Origin of the sequence: Proteiniborus sp. (assembly GCF_040308045.1) — a bacterium.
Taxonomy (GTDB): domain Bacteria; phylum Bacillota; class Clostridia; order Tissierellales; family Proteiniboraceae; genus Proteiniborus.
In genome coordinates, this window is sequence record NZ_JAWRHZ010000060.1 from 76636 (window position 1) to 94770 (window position 18135).

The following is an 18135-nucleotide window of genomic DNA, read 5'->3' on the forward strand; positions in this document are numbered from 1 at the left end:
ATTTTCATAATTTATTATATAGCACCACACCTATCATTTCTAGGAAGTACCTGTAAGTGTCATAGAAAATATCTATAATCAGACGCTGTATCATCAATAAATACTATAACAGAGAAAATGCGATAATTTAGCATGTTTGATAGATGTGCAAAACTTATCACAACAAAAAGCAATTGAAATTTGCTACAATAGGATTGATATAATACCTTAGTTCAGATATATTTTTTTAGGAGCATTATATAAGCTAGTCTAAGTGATATTATATCAATTAATTTTTTTATAACGAATAGAAAAGTTCTACTTTAATGACCTATATAGAAGAACTTTCTATGAGTAAGGGGGAAGTACTAATGAAAAAACTTATATTAATTCTACTGACATTATCTTTATTACTTGTAGTAACTGCCTGTAGCAAGGATGATACTAAAGAGTATAATTTATCAGAAAAGAACTGGGACACAATTTTAGAAGAAGCCAGAGGGACTACTGTGAACTTCTATGGATATGGTGGAGATCAAAAGACTAATAGTTGGATTGATGGATATTTAGCAAATAAATTAAAAGAAGAATACGATATAACCATAAATAGGGTAGGAATAAATATAGATGAAATACTAAATAGCCTACTTAATGAGAAGCAGCTAAATGTACAGAATGGAAAAATAGATGTAGTTTGGATAAATGGGGAAAATTTCTTTACTGCAAAGGAAAATAACCTACTATTTGGACCATTTACTGACAAGCTTCCAAACTTCAATAAATATGTAGATAAGAATTCAGTTGAGGTAAAGTATGACTTTGGCTATCCGGTAGAAGGCTTAGAAGCACCCTTCGGGAAAGCTCAATTTGTAATGATATATGATAGCGCTAAGGTAGATAATGTCCCTAGCAACCACCAAGAGCTACTACAATTTGCTAAGAACAATCCAGGTAAATTTACTTATCCTGCACCTCCAGATTTCACAGGTAGTGCTTTCGTGAGAAATATAATTTATGATATAGTAGGTCATGAACAATTTATGGATATGGAAGCAGATGAAGAAATAGTAAGAGAAGCAATTCGGCCAGCTATAGATTATCTTATTGAGTTAAAGCCGTATCTATGGAAGGAAGGAAATACTTATCCAGCAGAAAGTGGATTATTAAATAATATGTATTCAGATAATGAGGTCATAATGACCATGTCATATAATCCGAATTCAGCATCAGGAAAAATTGAAACTGGAGAGTTTCCTAATACATCAAAGACATTTATCTTTGAAAAAGGTACCATAGGAAATACCCACTTTTTAGCGATACCATATAATGCTTCAAATAAATCAGGTGCTTTAGCAGTTATAGACTATATATTAAGTGTTGACGCTCAGGCTTCTAAGTATGTGCCTAAAACATGGGGAGACCTTCCAGTACTAGATAATAACAAGCTAAATGATGAAGAAAAAGAAGTATTTAATAGCATAGAACTTGGAGAGGCAACTCTTCCACAGGATGTGCTTTTAAATCATAGGGTGCCAGAAATGCCAGCAGATTTAGTACCAATAATAGAAAAAATATGGATGGAAACTGTTCCTGAAAAGGATGAATAAGATTGGAAAAGAAGTTAAAACCATTTATTATGCTCATACCTGTTATGATAGTCGTATTAGGAATATTCTTATCAGGACTTGTTATGGCATTTATGCAAAGCTTAGGATACTTTAGAGCAATAGGCTTAACTGAATTTACACTTAAATATTATAAAGAAGTGCTGACTAGCCAAGGATTTCTATCTTCTCTTGGCTTTAGCCTTTATATATCTATGGTATCTTCAATTATTGCAGTGTTTTTAGGTGTACTCTTGGCTTACTCTATTCTCAGAAGTAAACACAGAAAAGGCATAGAAGAGATGATTTACAAGCTTCCTATAGTTGTACCACATATTGTTGCAGCCTTACTAGTGTATAATATTTTATCTCAAAGTGGAATATTGCCAAGGCTTCTATACAGCATCGGAATCATAGAGGAGCAGTCTCAATTTCCTTCTTTACTATATGATAAAAATGGTATCGGAATAATAGCAGCATATCTTTGGAAGGAGATACCTTTCGTAGCTATGGTTGTATATACAATACTAAGCAACATCAATAACAAACTGTCAGCTGTGGCTCATAATCTTGGAGCAAACAATAGGCAAGTATTTTTTCATGTATTGCTTCCATTAATTATGCCATCAATACTTTCTTCTTTTATAATAATATTTGCATTTTCATTTGGGGCATATGAGCTTCCTTTTCTATTGGGACCGACTACCCCAAAGGCTTTACCTGTTAAAGCATATATAGAATATACAAATCCAAGCTTAGCTAATAGACCTTATGCAATGGTTATAAATATGATATTGACCTTTGTATCCTTAATTTTAGTTTGGTTATACAATAAATCCTTTGAGTTGATTTCTAAATATAATAGGTGATTTCATGAGAGAAAAACGTAATATAATTTATAGATTATTAATGTATTCAATGATATTCATATTAGTATTACCATTACTTGTATTAATAATATGGAGCTTTTCTAAGAACTGGTCATGGCCTAATATATTTCCTAGGGAAATAGGAATAAGAGGCTTAAAATACTTTTTTGACCCTAAAAGTAAGTCTTTTAGTACCCTATTAAGCAGTGTTTATTTATCAATGTTAGTCACTGTCATAACACTCATTATAACTTTACCTGCAGCTAAAGCATTAGCATTATATGAATTTAAAGGCAAGAAGATAGCAGAATTTCTAATTCTTGCTCCATTAATGGTTTCTCCTGTAGCAGTTGCTATGGGTATTCACCTATCATTTATCAATCTAGGACTAGCTAATACCTTTATGGGAGTAGTCTTAGTACATTTGATTCCTTGTATACCATATAGTGTGCGGATATTAAAGAATGTATTTGAAATAACAGGAGAATCTATGGAAATGCAGGCAAGGGTTTTAGGGGCTAATCCATTTCAAGCCTTTACAAATATTACGTTACCAATTATAGCACCTGGTTTAGTATCGGCAGGAAGCTTGGTATTTACAGTATCCTTTAGTCAATATTTCTTAACCTTTTTAATAGGTGGAGGTAGAATAGTTACATTTCCAATGCTGATGTTTCCATTTGTACAAAGTGGAGATAGAATGATGGCATCAGTTTATAGTGTTGTATTTATAATTACTACATTAATTTGCCTTCAAATAATGGAGAAGGTTATAAAAAAATATTATAAAAGTGGAAATTACTTTTTTATGAATTAGATAAGGGGAGTTTACTTTGTCACAGATAATATTAAAGAATATTATAAAATTTTTTGGGAATAAAAAAGTTCTTGATGATGTGAATCTAGTCGTAAAGGAAGGGGAAATGATATCATTATTAGGCCCTTCTGGCTGCGGCAAAACAACAACACTAAATATAGTAGCAGGTCTTCTAAAGCCAGATAATGGAGATATACTCATCGGAGATAGCTCTATTTTAAATATACCAGTTGAAAAAAGAGGTGCAGTAATAGTATTTCAAGACTATCTATTATTTCCTCACTTAAATATAGCCCAAAATGTAGAGTTTGGACTTAAAATGGCAAAGGTAGATAAGGTTAAAAGACAAAATCAGGTAAAAAGAATGCTTGAGCTAGTTCAATTAGATGGTTACGAAAAGAAATATCCAAATGAATTATCAGGGGGGCAAAAGCAAAGAGTTGCTCTTGCTAGAGCATTGGCAATAGAGCCAAAGGTACTTTTACTTGATGAGCCATTTTCTAATCTTGATATGAGATTAAGAGAGAATATGAGAGATTTTACTCTTCAAATACAGAGAAAGCTCAAAATAACTACTATATTAGTTACTCACGATAAAGAAGAGGCACTTATGACATCTGATAAAATAGCTGTAATGCTTGATGGCAAGATAAGACAATTCGGAACTCCTACAGAGCTTTACCAAAGACCTATATCTCCAGAAATAGCTGACTTTTTTGGTGAGAAGAATTACATTAGCGGATATATAAATGATGGTATGTTTGTTTCAGATATAGTTAGTGTTAAAACCGAATACAATGAGCATTTATCAGTAAAGGCAATGATAAAACCTGAAGACATAGAATTACTTGAGCCTAGTAATGACACTGATATCATAGGTATAGTAAAGTCAAGGAAATATGCAGGAGATAGGATATATTATACAGTTATAGCCAATGACTTGGAGCTAAAGTGTATATCAGAGCCAAGGAAAATATATGATGTAGGAGATAAGGTTGAGGTTAATATAGATTTTAATAATGTAGTATTTTTTCCATTAGAGAAAGAAGTGATACTTTGATTTCAATAATAGTTCCTGTCCTTAATGAAGAAAAAACAATAGAGAATACTCTTACTAGGCTTTGCGATCTTCAGGGAGAAAAAGAGATAATTGTTGTAGACGGTGGAAGTAGCGACAATACAGTAAAGATAGCATCTAAATATGTTATTGTAATAGAAAGCCAAAAAGGTAGAGCAAAGCAAATGAACACTGGTGCTAGTGTAGCCAGAGGAAGCATATTATGGTTTGTTCATTCAGATTCTGTAGTGTCAGAGGATTCTTTAAAAGGTATAGAAAATGCTATTAATAAAGGCTATATAGGAGGAGGATTTTCTCTATACTTTTATGACTATGACACGAAGTTTATGAGATTTGTGTCTAAAAGCTCTACGTGGCGAGCCAAGTATTTAGGATTGTATTTTGGAGATCAAGGAGTATTTGTCAGAAAAGAAATTTTCTATAAGCTAGGTGGATATAAAGAAATAGAGCTTATGGAGGACTGGGATTTGGCTAAGAGGCTAGGGAAAAAAGGTAAAATGAAAACCCTTAATATTAAAATAGGAACCTCGGCAAGAAGATTCAAAACTGGAGGACAGCTTAGAACATTACTTCAAATGCATAAGCTTAAAGCATTATACATTCTAGGGGTATCCCCTTCAAAGCTTAACAAAATGTATAGGGAGGCAAGATAATGAAGGCACTTATACTTATGACAAGAATACCTATACCTGGAAAGACTAAAACTAGGCTAATGGATATCTTTACAGGAGAAAGATGTGCAGAGCTCCATGAATGCTTTTTATTGGACTTATTTAATATGTTTTATTATATAAAGAACCATGTTGATATTTTTCTAACATATACACCTGAAGGAAGTTTAAACATAATCGAAGATATAGTACCAGACTATATAAAATCCTTTCCTCAAATAGGTGAGGATTTAGGTGTTAGAATGAGCAATGCCATCGAGCATGTGCTTAAATTAGGCTATAGTGAAGTAATACTTATAGGCTCAGATATACCAGATATACAGCCAGGCGAAATCCTAGAAGCTTTTAGTATTCTAAAAGACAATGATATATGCCTAGGACCTACCTTTGATGGTGGATATTATCTTATTGGAATGAAAAAGCCGTACAGAGAATTATTTAATAGCAAGCTAAAATGGGGAAGAAATTCAGTTCTTGAGGGAACTATGGATATATCAAATAACCTTGGCTTAAGTATTGGGTTAGCAGCTAAGCATATGGATATAGATACAAAAGAAGACTTATATACCTTTAAGGACAAGGTGGATAAAGGAGAATTTATGCATAAACCTATTCCTGAAAATACTATTAGCTATTTAAATAAATGTTGGGGAGAAGAGAAATATGCTGAGAGATAGATTGAGAAAACAGATAAAAAAGTATCTAGTAAATGGCGGCTTACCAGCTTTCCATTGTGAGCTAAGCGAAGATTCTAATTGTCATTATAACCGCAACGAAGAACTTATATGTCATCTTGAACGAAGTGAGGGATCTCTTTTAACTGAGTTTGGAAACAACTATCATGTAGACTTCCTAGCTCAAGGAGAGTACAACATAAATTTTTTAATAAAATCAAATGAGAAAAAATATGTATTTCGAGTAAACACAGGAAGTCAGCTACAGCTAGATAATCAAATTAAGTACGAATATGATGCATTAAAGACACTAGAGATAAGTAGAGTTACTCCAAAGGCTTTCTACGTGGATGATACCAAGAGCTTTTTTGACTATGGCATTTTAATAATGGAATTTTTAGAAGGCAGACCATTAAAATACAACAAAGACTTAAATAAGGCTGCAAGCATATTTGCTAGAATACACTCTTTAAAACTATCAGATAGAGATGCTAGTACCTTTATAATCGAAGATAATATTTTTAATGAAAGGATTCTAGAAAGTAGTAGGCTTTTAGAGGATTTTTTTGTATCAAACATTGTTTCTAAAGAACTTAAGAACTTTTTTGATAGCTTTTTAAACTGGGCTGAAAAGAATAAGCATAATGAGAAGTATTTCATAGAAAATAAATGGCATGTAATAAATAATACTGAAGTAAATTCACATAATTTCATAATAGGTGATACACACAGCTATCTAATAGATTGGGAAAAACCGGTTATTAGTGACCCTTGTCAAGATTTGACTCAGTTTCTATCACCTACAACTACTCTTTGGAAGACTGAGTATGTATTAAGTAAAGAAGAAAAGGAAAACTTCTTTAAAACATATATTGATGGTCTTAATAGGAAAGACAATAACATTAGGGAAAGAGTTCATTTGTACACTCCATACCTATATCTAAGGGCGTTATCCTGGTGCGCTTATGCTTATGTAGAGTATAATAAGCCTGATAAGAATATAAAGAATATGGATACGTATAAGAAGATTTTGGATTATCTTGATATAGATTTTATGAAAAGATTACTTAAGCATTATTTTTAGCCTATAGATTTGACATATTATCAAGTCCATAGGTTTTCTTATATATATATTCATGGCTTCAAAATAACGTAGACTAGCAATATAAATTATATCTATAGTTTAAAGCAACACTATAGATAATTGCAATTACAATTTTTAAAGCTTGTATGTTAAAATCATATCGGAGTTAATATAATATAAAAACTGAAACTGGGGGAGAATTTACGATGAAAAAATTATTATTAATATTCGTAGTAATGTTATCATTAGTATTAGTGGCTACTGGTTGTTCAAATAGTGCCGATACAGAAGCCAAAAAGGAGTATAATTATTATACCGCAAAGGAAACGAAGAAAGCGATTGAAAATGGTGATGATATCATATTACTTGATATACAAGTAAAAGAAGAATGGGATGCTCACCACATTAAAGGAGCTATACCAACTCATGCTTATCCAGTAAAAACTGACGAAGAAAAAGCAAAGCTAGATGCTGCTTTACCACAGTTAGAGGGAGAAAAACCTATTATTGTAATCTGTCCTGGTGGTGCTGGTGGTGCTACTAGAACCATTGATTATCTTCAAACAAAAGGAATTAGTGCCGACAGGTTATTTATATTAGAAAATGGTCAAAGCAAATGGCCGTATGATGAATTATTAGAAGATAAAGAGACAGCAGAAGAAACTATAGAATTCGTAGACACTAGCTATATTGTTGATGTTGATTGGTTAAAAGAAAACTTAGGTAGAGAAGATATACTTATTCTAGATGCAAGAGGAGCAGATGCTTATGCCAAAGGACATATACCAGGTTCAATTGCTGTAATGTGGCAAAACTTTGCTGATATGTCAGGAGCACCTGGTGAAAATCTTAATTGGGGGACTGTACTTGAACCAAAGGCTTTATCAGAAAAGCTATCTGAATTTGGAATAAGCAAGGAAAAAGAAATTGTAGTATACACTAGCACAAATGGTGGCTGGGGTGAAGATGGAAGAATAGTTTGGATGCTTAATAGAGCAGGTTTTGATAATGTAAAGATGCTAGACGGTGGATTTGAATACTGGAAAGCTAACAAATATGAAGTATCTAAGGATATAATTGAGCCAACTGCTGTAGCTGTTGAAGTAACAGCATTAGATAATTCAACTAATATTGAAACTGGAGAATTTGCAAGTAAAATAGGCAAAGTAGTCATAATAGATGTTAGAGAAAAAGACGAATATGAAGGAGCACAAAAATTTGGTGAAGTAAGGGGCGGACACTTACCAGGAGCCATAAATATAACATTTAATAAATTCTTAAATGAAGATGGTACACTAAAAACTGCACAAGAAATTAAGGCTATCCTTGATGAAAATGGAATTGAAAAGGATGATGAAATAATAACATATTGTACTGCGGGTATTCGTTCTGCTCACATGCAGGTAGTCCTATCTATGATGGGATACGAGAATGCAAAAAATTATGATGCTAGTTTTCATGCTTGGGCAGGAAGTGCAGATTTAGAATTACAAAAATAAGAAGGCTAACCCTAAAGGTGTGAATTATATTGAAAAAAATATTGGATTTTTTGAAAAAAATTAAAAAGCCAACTTGGATTAAGCTGGCAGTAATAATAGCTTTGATTTGTGCTTATTTATTTATTACTCCAGTAAAGGTAGCCATAAATAGAGCTGTATTTATTTTTAGCATGCTAGATGTAGAGGCAATAAAGGGATATATATTATCCTTTGGAATATGGGCACCGGTAGTATCCTTTTTACTAATGATATTTCAGTCAATAGCTGCACCGCTACCAGCATTTTTGATAACATTTGCCAATGCAGCTTTATTTGGATGGGTAAAGGGAGCAATACTTTCATGGACATCTTCCATGGCGGGGGCTGTTTTGTGCTTCTATATTGCTAGAATATATGGTAGAACTACTGTTGAAAGGCTTACAAATAGATTTGCTCTGCAAGAGGTAGATAAATTTTTTGATAAATATGGGAATTATGCGATTTTAATTGCTAGATTACTTCCTTTTGTATCTTTTGATATTGTCAGCTATGCTGCTGGGCTTACTTCAATGAGTCTATGGTCTTTTTTATGGGCAACAGGTCTCGGGCAACTTCCAGCAACTATTGTGTATTCATACGTGGGAGGAATGTTAACTGGCGGAGTTAAAACTTTTGTAACAGCATTACTTATACTATTCTCATTGAGCATATTAATATTCTTAATTAAGAAATTATGGGATGAGAAAAACAAGAAAACTGTTTAGTTAAAAGAGCTAGGGGTTGTTTAAAAGAAGCAATCCCTTTATCTATGCAGTAGCTAGCATTCAGAGAGTAGGCTTACTCTGAACTTGTATTTAGAGTTAATTAATGAAGGGTGTTTAAAATGATTATTAGTGACAAAACAATGAAAATAATCAAAGAAGAGCAAAAATGCATAGGATGTAATGCCTGTATGAAAGGATGCCCTATGCTTGATAAACTCTGTGATTCACCAAAGGTACTGCTTAAGGACTTATTAGAAACTGGAACCTTTGATTATAAACTACCTTATTCCTGTATGCTTTGCGGGTACTGTACTAAAGTATGTCCTAAAGGAGTAGACCTAAAGAGCTTATTCTTAGAGCTTAGAAGAGATACAGTTAATCAAACAAATGGAAAGCTGCCTAAAGACCTTGGAACAAGTACAGTAGACTTCCATCAGAAGTTTAGCTTTTCAAAGCTATTTACATCAGGTATACAAAATCTACAATCTGATACTATATTTTTTCCAGGCTGTGCACTTATGTCATATAGCTTTGAAATAGTGCAGAAAACTTACAATTATCTTGGAGAAAAAATTCCTGGTATAGGTATATATAATAAATGCTGTGGTAAGCCTACAAGCTTTATGGGTAAGGAAGGGAAATTTAAAGAATATTTCTCAATGCTAGAAAATGAGTTTCAGAGTAAAAAGGTTAAGAAAGTGATTACTGGATGTCAAAATTGTTTTATGACAATATCTAATAATAGCAATGCTGTAGAAGTAGTATCTCTATGGGAGGTGCTATCCTCTATAGGTGTTCCAGAAAATAGAAAAGGCATAGGAGAAAATATTGAGAATGAATTTACTATCCATGACCCCTGTCCTACTAGAAATGTAAATGTAATTCATGAATCTGTTAGAAATATCATTGTTCAATTAGGACTCAAAGTAAAAGAAATGAGATACAACCGTGGAAGGACTTTATGCTGTGGATCTGGAGGCATGGTTTCTGTAACTCAAAACCATATATCAAAGACACATACTGAAATAAGAGCTAATGAAGCAAGCACAGATTATATCATCACATATTGTCAGGAATGTGTAGAGTCAATGCGAAGAGGCGGAAAGAGCTCTTTTCATATACTTGACTTGCTTTTTAATGAGAAATTCGAAGATATGGAGCAAAAAAATAATTCAACATTAGAAAAATGGCTAAATAGGTATAAGGGAAAAAAGATTAAAGCTACATCCACTTAGTTATGTTAGGAAGTGAATTATGAAGAATAAAAAGAATGCATTTAGATTGATAGTTTTAATTATATTAGTAATTGCGACTGCAGTGTTACTTAATAAATATAATTTTCTAAAAGGATATGGTCCCAATGAAATAAAGGAATATATTCAAGGTAAAGGGGCTATGGCTCCAATTATATATGTAGTAGCTTTAACTCTGTTACCTTTGCTGCTATTTCCTGATTCAGTTTTAGTTATTGCAGGAGGGATGATATTTGGTCTTTGGGAAGGAGTGGTCCTTACATCTATAGGATCCTTATTAGGTGGAATTATAGCGTTTATTATTTCAAGAGTATTAGGAAAAGCAGTAGTTAAAAAGATTATAAAAAGAGATATAGTTTTTTTTGATAATAAAGGTACAAAAAGTGCATTTTTATTGATATTGATGCTAAGATTGATACCATTATTTCCATTTAAGATAGTAAGCTATAGTGCAGGTCTTACAGATATGAAACTGAGAGATTTTTCTTTAGCAACTGTTATTGGTTCATTACCAGGAATAATAGTATATTCAAACCTTGGGGATAAGACTACAAAATTAGGAACTACAGAATTCTATATTTCCATAGGATTAGTAGTATTTCTGTTTGCAGTTTCATTAATAATAAAAAAGGTACTTCAACAAAAGGATAAAAGCCCTGGCTGGTAGATTTCACATATAGTGAGTTCCCTAGCAGGGCTAAAGTTTTCGAAAGATAAGCATTTAAAAATTTTATAAAGTTATAGACACTTATTATTTTTTTCAGTAATCATTTTATTCATGATTTATTTATGCTAATATATTTTTGGTCTCACAATAATTATTTAAAAAAGAGGAGCGATAAAATGTTAATGAACTTAAGAAAAGCAGCTTTGCCAATTATTTTATTATTATTAATATCATTAAGCTTATCTGCTTGTTCAAATAAGTCAGTAGAAACAGAAAATAAACAGGTTGTTGAACAACAAGATAAAGAAGAGGAAAAAGGAATTCAATCAATTTCTACAGAAGATTTAAAGGAAAAGCTAAATGATAACTCATGGGTAATTGTTGATACCCGAATCAATGATGCTTACAATGGTTGGAAACTTGAAGGGGTAAAAAGAGGTGGACATATAGAGGGAGCAGTAGACTTTTCTGCTAATTGGTTAAGCACAGAAGTAGAAAACAAAGATGCTATTTTAAGTGAAGCAATTAATGCTAAAGGTATCGATCCATCTAAAAATATAGTACTATATGATGCTAATGGGGAAGATGCTTTAAAGGTTGCAGAATACCTAAAAGATAAAGGATATGAAAATCTATATAATTATAACGTAAAAGAGTGGACTGAAGACGAAAGTCTTCCTATGGAAATCTACGAAAACTATAAATTGATAGTACCTGCTAGTATAGTTAAGGATATACTAGATGGCAAAACACCAGAAACATTTGAAGATTCTACACAAATAAAGATAGTTGAGGCAAGCTGGGGCGAAGAAGATACATCATATGCAAATGGGCATGTACCTACAAGCTTCCATATAAATACTGATTGGATAGAACCACCACCAGCTTGGATGTTAGCTGATGACGCAACACTGACAGAATTTGCACTAAACAATGGATTTACAAAGGATGATACTGTAATAGTAACTGGTGAAGCTCAAATGGCAGCTTATCGTGTAGCTACAGCACTAAGATATATTGGAGTTAAAGATGTAAGAGTATTAAATGGTGGTTTAGGAGCTTGGATATCTGCAGGATATGATGTTGAAACAGAAAGCCATAAACCAACTCCAGTTACTGATTTTGGAGCTAAAATACCAGTAAATCCAGATTTAATTGATACTATAGAAGAGCTAAAAGTAAGCTTAACAAAACCTAATGAATTTATATTAGTAGATAATCGTACTTGGGAAGAACATATAGGAAAAAGTTCTGGTTACTCTTATCATGATTTGAAAGGTCGTATACCTGGTTCAGTATTTGGATATGCTGGAAAGACTGACTCCAACTCATTAGATTACTATCGTAATATAGATAATACTATGCGTAATGCCGATGAAATATTAGCTATGTGGAAAGAGTATGGAATAGATACAAACAGACATCTTTCATTTATGTGTGGAAGTGGATGGCGTGCAGCAGAAGTACTATATTATGCTCAAGTGATGGGTCTTGAGAATACATCTCTATATAGCGATGGTTGGATTGGCTGGAGTAATAACCCAGAAAATCCTGTAGAAACTGGAGAGCCAGCAAACTAAAATGTATAGAGAAAAAAACGCAAAGGGTATAATTAAGAGAGTAATATATGCCATAGTAGCGCTTTTACAAGTAGCCTTGATAGTTGCTGTATTTGTAATAAACAATCTGACTACAAAAAAGGCAGGGGTAATGAGACATGTTTATTCTAGGAGACTACAATATGAACAGAGCATATTTACTCAAGTTAATTTGATAAAGCATAATATTATACTAATTGTATTATGCATTCTGTTTGCTGTTCTATTATTCTATGCTATCAAGAGAAGAAGAAAAATATTTACCGGAATCCAGATAACAATAGGGCTTATAATTAGCTTGTTGACGGCTATTGCCATTAATAGTAAGTGTTTTATAGACATGCTAGCATATCCTTACTATATCATAGCATTTGAACTAGCGTTATTGATTCAGATTATTGTTATCATAATAGTAATATTACAGGTCTACTTTAGACAATATAATAAGAGATATTAAATTCTCATCTTAGAAGCCTGCTATATAATCAGTACTGATAATATAGCAGGTGTTTTTATGTTAGATTCTCTATACTTTTTATTCTTTATTTGATAGACTAATATTTAGAGACTCAAAATAAAAGAGGTGAAATAATGAAAAAGTATTTAGAAATGTTCTCAGTTTTTTTCAAAATAGGTGCCTTTACAATAGGTGGAGGGTATGCCATGGTTCCGCTTATTGAAGCTGAAGTTGTAGATAAGAAAAAATGGATTGAAAAGGATGAATTCGTAGATACTCTTGCATTAGCCCAATCTGCACCAGGACCTATAGCCGTAAACACAGCTGTGTTTGTAGGCTTTAAAATGGATAGATATAAGGGTGCTTTTTTTACTACATTAGGAGCAATACTGCCATCATTTTTAATTATTTTAGCTATTGCAATGTTTTTTAAAGAAATAAAAGACCTTAAAGCAGTAGAAAGTGCATTTAAAGCCATAAGACCAGCGGTAGTAGCCCTGATAGCTACATCAGTTATTAGTTTATCTAAAAGCTCAAAGCTAAAGGGAAAGGCCTTTATTATACCTATAGTAGTTGCAGCGTGTGTTACTTTTTTAAAAATAACTCCTATTTTATTTATTATAATAGCAGTAATTGGTGGAAATCTTTATATGGCTAAAAAAGGAGGTAGCAAACAGTGATATACCTAAGACTCTTTATAACATTTTTTAAAATAGGACTTTTTAGCTTTGGTGGAGGATATGCCATGCTACCTTTGATACAAACTGAAGTAGTAGATGTAAACAATTGGCTTAGTGTCAGTGAGTTTACAGATATAGTTGCCATATCACAGGTTACTCCTGGACCTATTGCAATAAACAGTGCTACATATATAGGCTATACAGTTACGAATAGTGTTTTAGGCTCTGCTTTTGCAACATTAGGAGTTGCAATGCCTTCTATAATTATTATGCTAATAATATGTAACTTCTTTTTTAAATTTAAAAACAACAAATACGTAGAAAATGCTTTTGTTGGACTTAGACCAGTAGTAGTGGGGCTTGTATTGTCAGCGATGCTACTTTTAATCAATAAAGAGACATTTATTGACTACAAAAGTATTATATTCTTTGCATTAGCTTTCTTTGCAACCTATAAATATAAGATTCATCCAATATTACTTACATTGGTTGCAGGAATTTTAGGATATATTATTTACTAAGGAGGAGTGAATTTTGAATTTTAAATTTGATCCATTAACTTATAGTTATCCTTCTAGAAGAAATGTGGTTTATGGTAAGAAAGGTATGGTTGCCACAGGTAATCCGTTAGCAGCGCAAGCAGGGCTTGAGATACTTAAAAAAGGCGGTAATGCTATTGATGCAGCCATAGGGGCAGCAGCTACACTAACAGTTGTAGAGCCTACAGCAAACGGAATAGGCGGAGATGCCTTTGCATTAGTATGGACAGGAAACAAGCTTCATGGCTTGAACAGCAGTGGACCTTCACCTAAATCAATAAGTGCAAAAGCTTTAAAAGAATTAGGTTATACAGAGATGCCTAAATACGGTCTAATACCAGTTAACGTACCGGGTGCACCAGCTGCTTGGGCAGAGCTATCAAAGAAGTTTGGAAAGTTAACCTTTGAGGAAGTACTAGAGCCTGCCATTAAATATGCAGAGGAAGGCTTCACTATTCAGCCAGGTGTAGGGGCTGGATGGGCAGCTGCATTTATGAAATATACCAAGGAAAGAGAAAACAAGGAAGAGTTTCAGACTTGGTTTGATACCTTTGCACCAAACGATAATTGTCCTAAAATCGGAGATTATGTTACATTAAAAGACCATGGAAGAACTCTAAAAGAAATAGCAAAAACCATGGCTGAAAGCTTTTACCGTGGAGAGCTGGCAGAGAAAATAGATGCATTTTCTAAGAAATACGGTGGATATATTACAAAAGAAGATCTAGCTGATTACCATCCAAGATGGGTTGAGCCAATAAGCACCGACTATAAAGGATATGAAGTATATGAAATACCTCCAAATGGTCATGGAATAACTGTACTGATGGCACTAAATATATTAAAAGAAATGGAGCTAGGGGCTAAGGATTCCTTTAATAGTACACATCTGCAAATAGAAGCCTTAAAATTAGCCTTTGTAGATGCTCAGAAATATGTAGCTGATCCAAAGGTAATGAAGGTAAAAACTGAGGAATTGCTTTCTCAGGAGTATGCTAGAGAAAGAAGAAAATTAATAACAGACAAAGCAATAATGCCTGAGGCTGGACAGCCATCTAAAGGTGGAACAGTTTATCTTTGTACAGCAGATGAAGAAGGAAACATGGTTTCATACATTCAAAGTAATTACATGGGATTTGGTTCAGGACTAGTAGTACCTAATACAGGTATTTCACTACATAATAGAGGAGCAAACTTCAATCTAGATGAAGAATCAGATAATTGTATTGGAGGATGCAAAAGACCGTATCATACAATTATTCCAGGATTTTTAACTAAGGACGGAAAACCAGTAGGACCTTTTGGAATCATGGGAGGATTTATGCAGCCACAGGCCCATCTCCAAGTTATGATAAATACTATAGATTATAATATGAATCCACAGGAAGCACTAGATAGACCAAGATGGCAATGGGTTGGAGGTAAGACTATAGAGGTGGAGCAGAGTTTTGATAACAGACTAGCGCTAGAGTTAGCAAGAGCGGGACACGATATAGTAGTGAAGGCTAACAGCGTAGCCTTTGGAAGAGGCCAAATAATCTGGAGAAATGATGATGGTGTTCTATGCGGTGCAACAGAACCGAGAACGGATGGACAGGTAGCAGTTTGGTAAGTAATAACATATAATACTTAAAGACTTCATAGATGAACTTAGGTTCTTATGAGGTCTTTTTTTGAGCATAGTTATAGAAATATTATATTAATTAGTCTAAATAAAAATAGAATTTAATATAGTTCAATAGGGACTTAGTTTTAGTAAGGGGGGTATAAACTTTGATTCAATGGTGGAATGGCATTCCTTCATTTGAAAAAGTGTTTTGGTATTTTGCTATACCTTTCAGTGTAGTGTTTATTATACAACTAATATTAACCTTCATGGGAATGAATGATGACACAGATGTTGGAGATGATCATAGCATGTTTGACCACTCTGATGCACACGATTTAGATCTTGACAGTGGAGAGAGCTTAGATGGTATGTCCTCATTTCACTTCTTTACAGTAAGAAATTTTATCATCTTCTTTACTGTCTTTGGGTGGACAGGAATAGTAGGTGCAAACTCTAATTTAAGTAATACAGTAACAATTATACTTTCTATATTGTTAGGCTTAATAGTCATGGCAATAGTTTCAGGAATATTCTATCTTACAAATAAACTTGTTGAAAATGGCACCATGAGCTTGGCAAATGCAATGCATTGTATAGGTGAAGTATATATAACTATTCCTGCAAATGGAAATGGCGTTGGTAAAGTTAGCATAACTCTACAAGGGTCATTAAGAGAAATAGAGGCTATGACAGAAGGAGATGAAATTAAGTCGGGAGAATTAATAAAAGTAATAGGAGTAGTAAATAATCAAGTTCTTGTAGTAGAAAAGCATTCCAAAAGTTATAAATTAATAAAAGAGGAAGCTTACTAAAATCAAAAAAGGGGGGGGATTACATGGGTTCACTTTATCCAATAATACTTGTCACTGTAATAGTAATAGTGATATTTAGTACTATTGCAGCTATTTTTAGAAGGTACAAGAAATGTCCTTCAGACAAAATACTTGTAGCCTATGGTAAGACCGGAAAAGGAGCAGATGGAAACTACAGATCAGCTAAATGTATTCATGGTGGAGCAGCCTTTATTTGGCCAGTAATACAAAGCTATGAGTTCCTTGATTTAACACCTATTTCTATTGATGTAAATCTTACAAATGCACTAAGTAATCAAAACATAAGAGTAGATGTACCTTCTAGGTTTACAGTAGGTATCTCAACAGAACCAGGAGTCATGACTAATGCTGCAGAAAGGCTGCTTGGTCTTCAGCTTAAGGAAGTTCAAGAATTAGCAAAGGACATTATCTTTGGACAATTGAGACTCGTAATAGCCACTATGGAAATAGAAGAAATCAACTCAGATAGAGATAAGTTTCTTGCCAATGTTTCTAAAAACGTTGAGGGCGAGCTTAAGAAAATCGGACTAAAGCTTATAAACGTAAACGTAACAGATATTAGAGATGAGTCAGGCTACATAGAGGCATTAGGAAAAGAAGCTGCTGCTAAGGCAATAAATGATGCAAAGAAAAATGTTGCTGAAAAAGACCGTGACGGTGCAATAGGTGAAGCAAATGCCAAAATGGATGAGAGAGTACAAGTAGCAGAAGCTAATGCTACAGCAGTAGAAGGAGAAAACAAATCTAATATTACAATAGCTAATTCAGAAGCAGAAAAAAGAGAAAAGAAAGCAGAGGCAGAAAGAAGAGCAGTTGCAGCAGAAAAGGTTCAGGCTGCTAAGGCTTTAGAAGAAGCATACTCTGCAGAGGAGCAGGCGGAAAAAGCTAGAGCTAGCAAGGAAAGAGCAACAATGGAAGCTGATGTCATCATTCAAGCTCAAATAGAAAAAGAGAAGGTAGAAATAGCTGCTGAGGCAGAAGCAGAAAGAATTCGCCGTCAAGCAAAAGGAGAAGCAGATGCAATACTTTTTAAAATGCAGGCTGAAGCTCAAGGTATTATGGAAATCTTAAGTAAGCAGGCGGAAGGATTCCAAAAGCTTGTTAATGCAGCAGGTGGAGATTCTAAGGATGCGATTATGCTAATGATAGCAGATAAGCTTCCAGAGCTTGTGAAAACTCAAGTTGAAGCTATAAAAAATATTAAGATAGACAAAGTAACTGTATGGGACACTATGAATGGCAAGGGAGATGGAACTCCAGCTACAGCAAACTTCTTATCAGGAATGCTAAAATCTATACCTCCTTATGAGGATTTATTTAGGATGGCAGGCATGGAATTACCTAAATATTTATCTACATCCTTAAAGGAACATGAAGTAGTCAGCGGAGATGCTATTAACCAAGAACAAAAAACTGTTTAAAAATAAAAAATTTACAAATAAATTAAAAGCAATTATCTTGGATATACTAAATCTGAGGTG

The 18135-nt window shown here is 33.5% G+C and carries 18 protein-coding genes; all 18 read left to right on the plus strand.

The features are described 5' to 3' along the window. The first annotated feature begins 350 nt into the window (after nucleotides 1-350). The 18 genes from ABV008_RS12870 to ABV008_RS12955 all read left to right on the plus strand — a co-directional run bounded on the left by ABV008_RS12870 (nucleotide 351) and on the right by ABV008_RS12955 (nucleotide 18075). Nucleotides 351-1586, plus strand: a complete 1236-nt coding sequence (locus ABV008_RS12870) for an ABC transporter substrate-binding protein (RefSeq protein ID WP_352420236.1) — start codon at nucleotides 351-353, stop codon at nucleotides 1584-1586. A 2-nt stretch (nucleotides 1587-1588) separates the two neighbouring features. Next, nucleotides 1589-2452: an ABC transporter permease gene (locus tag ABV008_RS12875; protein WP_352420237.1), complete on the plus strand. Its 864-nt coding sequence runs from the start codon at nucleotides 1589-1591 to the stop codon at nucleotides 2450-2452. A 4-nt stretch (nucleotides 2453-2456) separates the two neighbouring features. After that, nucleotides 2457-3269: an ABC transporter permease gene (locus tag ABV008_RS12880; RefSeq protein ID WP_352420238.1), complete on the plus strand. Its 813-nt coding sequence runs from the start codon at nucleotides 2457-2459 to the stop codon at nucleotides 3267-3269. 16 nt (nucleotides 3270-3285) lie between these two features. Next, the gene (locus ABV008_RS12885; protein ID WP_352420239.1) at nucleotides 3286-4329 is read left to right on the plus strand and encodes an ABC transporter ATP-binding protein; all 1044 of its coding nucleotides are present in this window, start codon (nucleotides 3286-3288) and stop codon (nucleotides 4327-4329) included. Further along, nucleotides 4326-5000 (plus strand): TIGR04283 family arsenosugar biosynthesis glycosyltransferase, encoded by a 675-nt coding sequence (locus ABV008_RS12890; protein WP_352420240.1) that lies wholly within the window; start codon nucleotides 4326-4328, stop codon nucleotides 4998-5000. The genes ABV008_RS12885 and ABV008_RS12890 overlap by 4 nt, the downstream gene beginning before the upstream one ends. Further along, entirely contained in the window at nucleotides 5000-5695 is a 696-nt protein-coding gene (locus tag ABV008_RS12895) for a TIGR04282 family arsenosugar biosynthesis glycosyltransferase (RefSeq protein ID WP_352420241.1), read from the plus strand. Before ABV008_RS12890 ends, ABV008_RS12895 begins: the two co-directional genes overlap by 1 nt. Continuing rightward, the gene (locus ABV008_RS12900; protein WP_352420242.1) at nucleotides 5682-6776 is read left to right on the plus strand and encodes a phosphotransferase; all 1095 of its coding nucleotides are present in this window, start codon (nucleotides 5682-5684) and stop codon (nucleotides 6774-6776) included. Before ABV008_RS12895 ends, ABV008_RS12900 begins: the two co-directional genes overlap by 14 nt. A 206-nt stretch (nucleotides 6777-6982) precedes the next feature. Continuing rightward, entirely contained in the window at nucleotides 6983-8275 is a 1293-nt protein-coding gene (locus ABV008_RS12905; protein ID WP_352420243.1) for a rhodanese-like domain-containing protein, read from the plus strand. Nucleotides 8276-8304: 29 nt separating this feature from the next. After that, the gene (locus tag ABV008_RS12910) at nucleotides 8305-9018 is read left to right on the plus strand and encodes a TVP38/TMEM64 family protein (protein WP_502929785.1); all 714 of its coding nucleotides are present in this window, start codon (nucleotides 8305-8307) and stop codon (nucleotides 9016-9018) included. 119 nt (nucleotides 9019-9137) lie between these two features. Continuing rightward, the gene (locus ABV008_RS12915) at nucleotides 9138-10253 is read left to right on the plus strand and encodes a (Fe-S)-binding protein (RefSeq protein ID WP_352420244.1); all 1116 of its coding nucleotides are present in this window, start codon (nucleotides 9138-9140) and stop codon (nucleotides 10251-10253) included. Nucleotides 10254-10272: 19 nt separating this feature from the next. After that, nucleotides 10273-10938 carry a TVP38/TMEM64 family protein gene (locus ABV008_RS12920; RefSeq protein ID WP_352420245.1) on the plus strand — a complete coding sequence of 222 codons (666 nt, stop codon included), beginning with the start codon at nucleotides 10273-10275 and terminating at the stop codon, nucleotides 10936-10938. A gap of 182 nt (nucleotides 10939-11120) precedes the next feature. Beyond that, the gene (locus ABV008_RS12925; protein WP_502929786.1) at nucleotides 11121-12518 is read left to right on the plus strand and encodes a sulfurtransferase; all 1398 of its coding nucleotides are present in this window, start codon (nucleotides 11121-11123) and stop codon (nucleotides 12516-12518) included. A gap of 1 nt (nucleotide 12519) precedes the next feature. Further along, nucleotides 12520-12993, plus strand: coding sequence for a hypothetical protein (locus tag ABV008_RS12930; protein WP_352420247.1), 474 nt, complete (start codon nucleotides 12520-12522; stop codon nucleotides 12991-12993). A 134-nt stretch (nucleotides 12994-13127) separates the two neighbouring features. After that, complete coding sequence (locus tag ABV008_RS12935) at nucleotides 13128-13673, plus strand: chromate transporter (RefSeq protein WP_352420248.1); 546 nt, start codon at nucleotides 13128-13130, stop codon at nucleotides 13671-13673. Further along, nucleotides 13670-14194, plus strand: a complete 525-nt coding sequence (locus ABV008_RS12940) for a chromate transporter (RefSeq protein WP_352420249.1) — start codon at nucleotides 13670-13672, stop codon at nucleotides 14192-14194. The genes ABV008_RS12935 and ABV008_RS12940 overlap by 4 nt, the downstream gene beginning before the upstream one ends. An 85-nt stretch (nucleotides 14195-14279) precedes the next feature. After that, complete coding sequence (gene ggt, locus ABV008_RS12945; RefSeq protein WP_352420268.1) at nucleotides 14280-15824, plus strand: gamma-glutamyltransferase; 1545 nt, start codon at nucleotides 14280-14282, stop codon at nucleotides 15822-15824. A gap of 161 nt (nucleotides 15825-15985) precedes the next feature. Next, entirely contained in the window at nucleotides 15986-16633 is a 648-nt protein-coding gene (locus ABV008_RS12950) for a hypothetical protein (RefSeq protein ID WP_352420250.1), read from the plus strand. A gap of 23 nt (nucleotides 16634-16656) precedes the next feature. Beyond that, entirely contained in the window at nucleotides 16657-18075 is a 1419-nt protein-coding gene (locus ABV008_RS12955; protein WP_352420251.1) for a flotillin family protein, read from the plus strand. The last annotated feature ends 60 nt before the right edge of the window (nucleotides 18076-18135 follow it).

Bases quoted from the DNA above. Each gene is read 5' to 3' on its own strand.
- ABV008_RS12870 (WP_352420236.1), top strand. From the start codon at position 351: ATGAAAAAACTTATATTAATTCTACTGACATTATCTTTATTACTTGTA.
- ABV008_RS12880 (WP_352420238.1), top strand. From the start codon at position 2,457: ATGAGAGAAAAACGTAATATAATTTATAGATTATTAATGTATTCAATG.
- ABV008_RS12895 (WP_352420241.1), top strand. From the start codon at position 5,000: ATGAAGGCACTTATACTTATGACAAGAATACCTATACCTGGAAAGACT.
- ABV008_RS12900 (WP_352420242.1), top strand. From the start codon at position 5,682: ATGCTGAGAGATAGATTGAGAAAACAGATAAAAAAGTATCTAGTAAAT.
- ABV008_RS12905 (WP_352420243.1), top strand. From the start codon at position 6,983: ATGAAAAAATTATTATTAATATTCGTAGTAATGTTATCATTAGTATTA.
- ABV008_RS12915 (WP_352420244.1), top strand. From the start codon at position 9,138: ATGATTATTAGTGACAAAACAATGAAAATAATCAAAGAAGAGCAAAAA.
- ABV008_RS12920 (WP_352420245.1), top strand. From the start codon at position 10,273: ATGAAGAATAAAAAGAATGCATTTAGATTGATAGTTTTAATTATATTA.
- ABV008_RS12925 (WP_502929786.1), top strand. From the start codon at position 11,121: ATGAACTTAAGAAAAGCAGCTTTGCCAATTATTTTATTATTATTAATA.
- ABV008_RS12930 (WP_352420247.1), top strand. From the start codon at position 12,520: ATGTATAGAGAAAAAAACGCAAAGGGTATAATTAAGAGAGTAATATAT.
- ABV008_RS12935 (WP_352420248.1), top strand. From the start codon at position 13,128: ATGAAAAAGTATTTAGAAATGTTCTCAGTTTTTTTCAAAATAGGTGCC.
- ggt (WP_352420268.1), top strand. From the start codon at position 14,280: ATGGTTGCCACAGGTAATCCGTTAGCAGCGCAAGCAGGGCTTGAGATA.
- ABV008_RS12955 (WP_352420251.1), top strand. From the start codon at position 16,657: ATGGGTTCACTTTATCCAATAATACTTGTCACTGTAATAGTAATAGTG.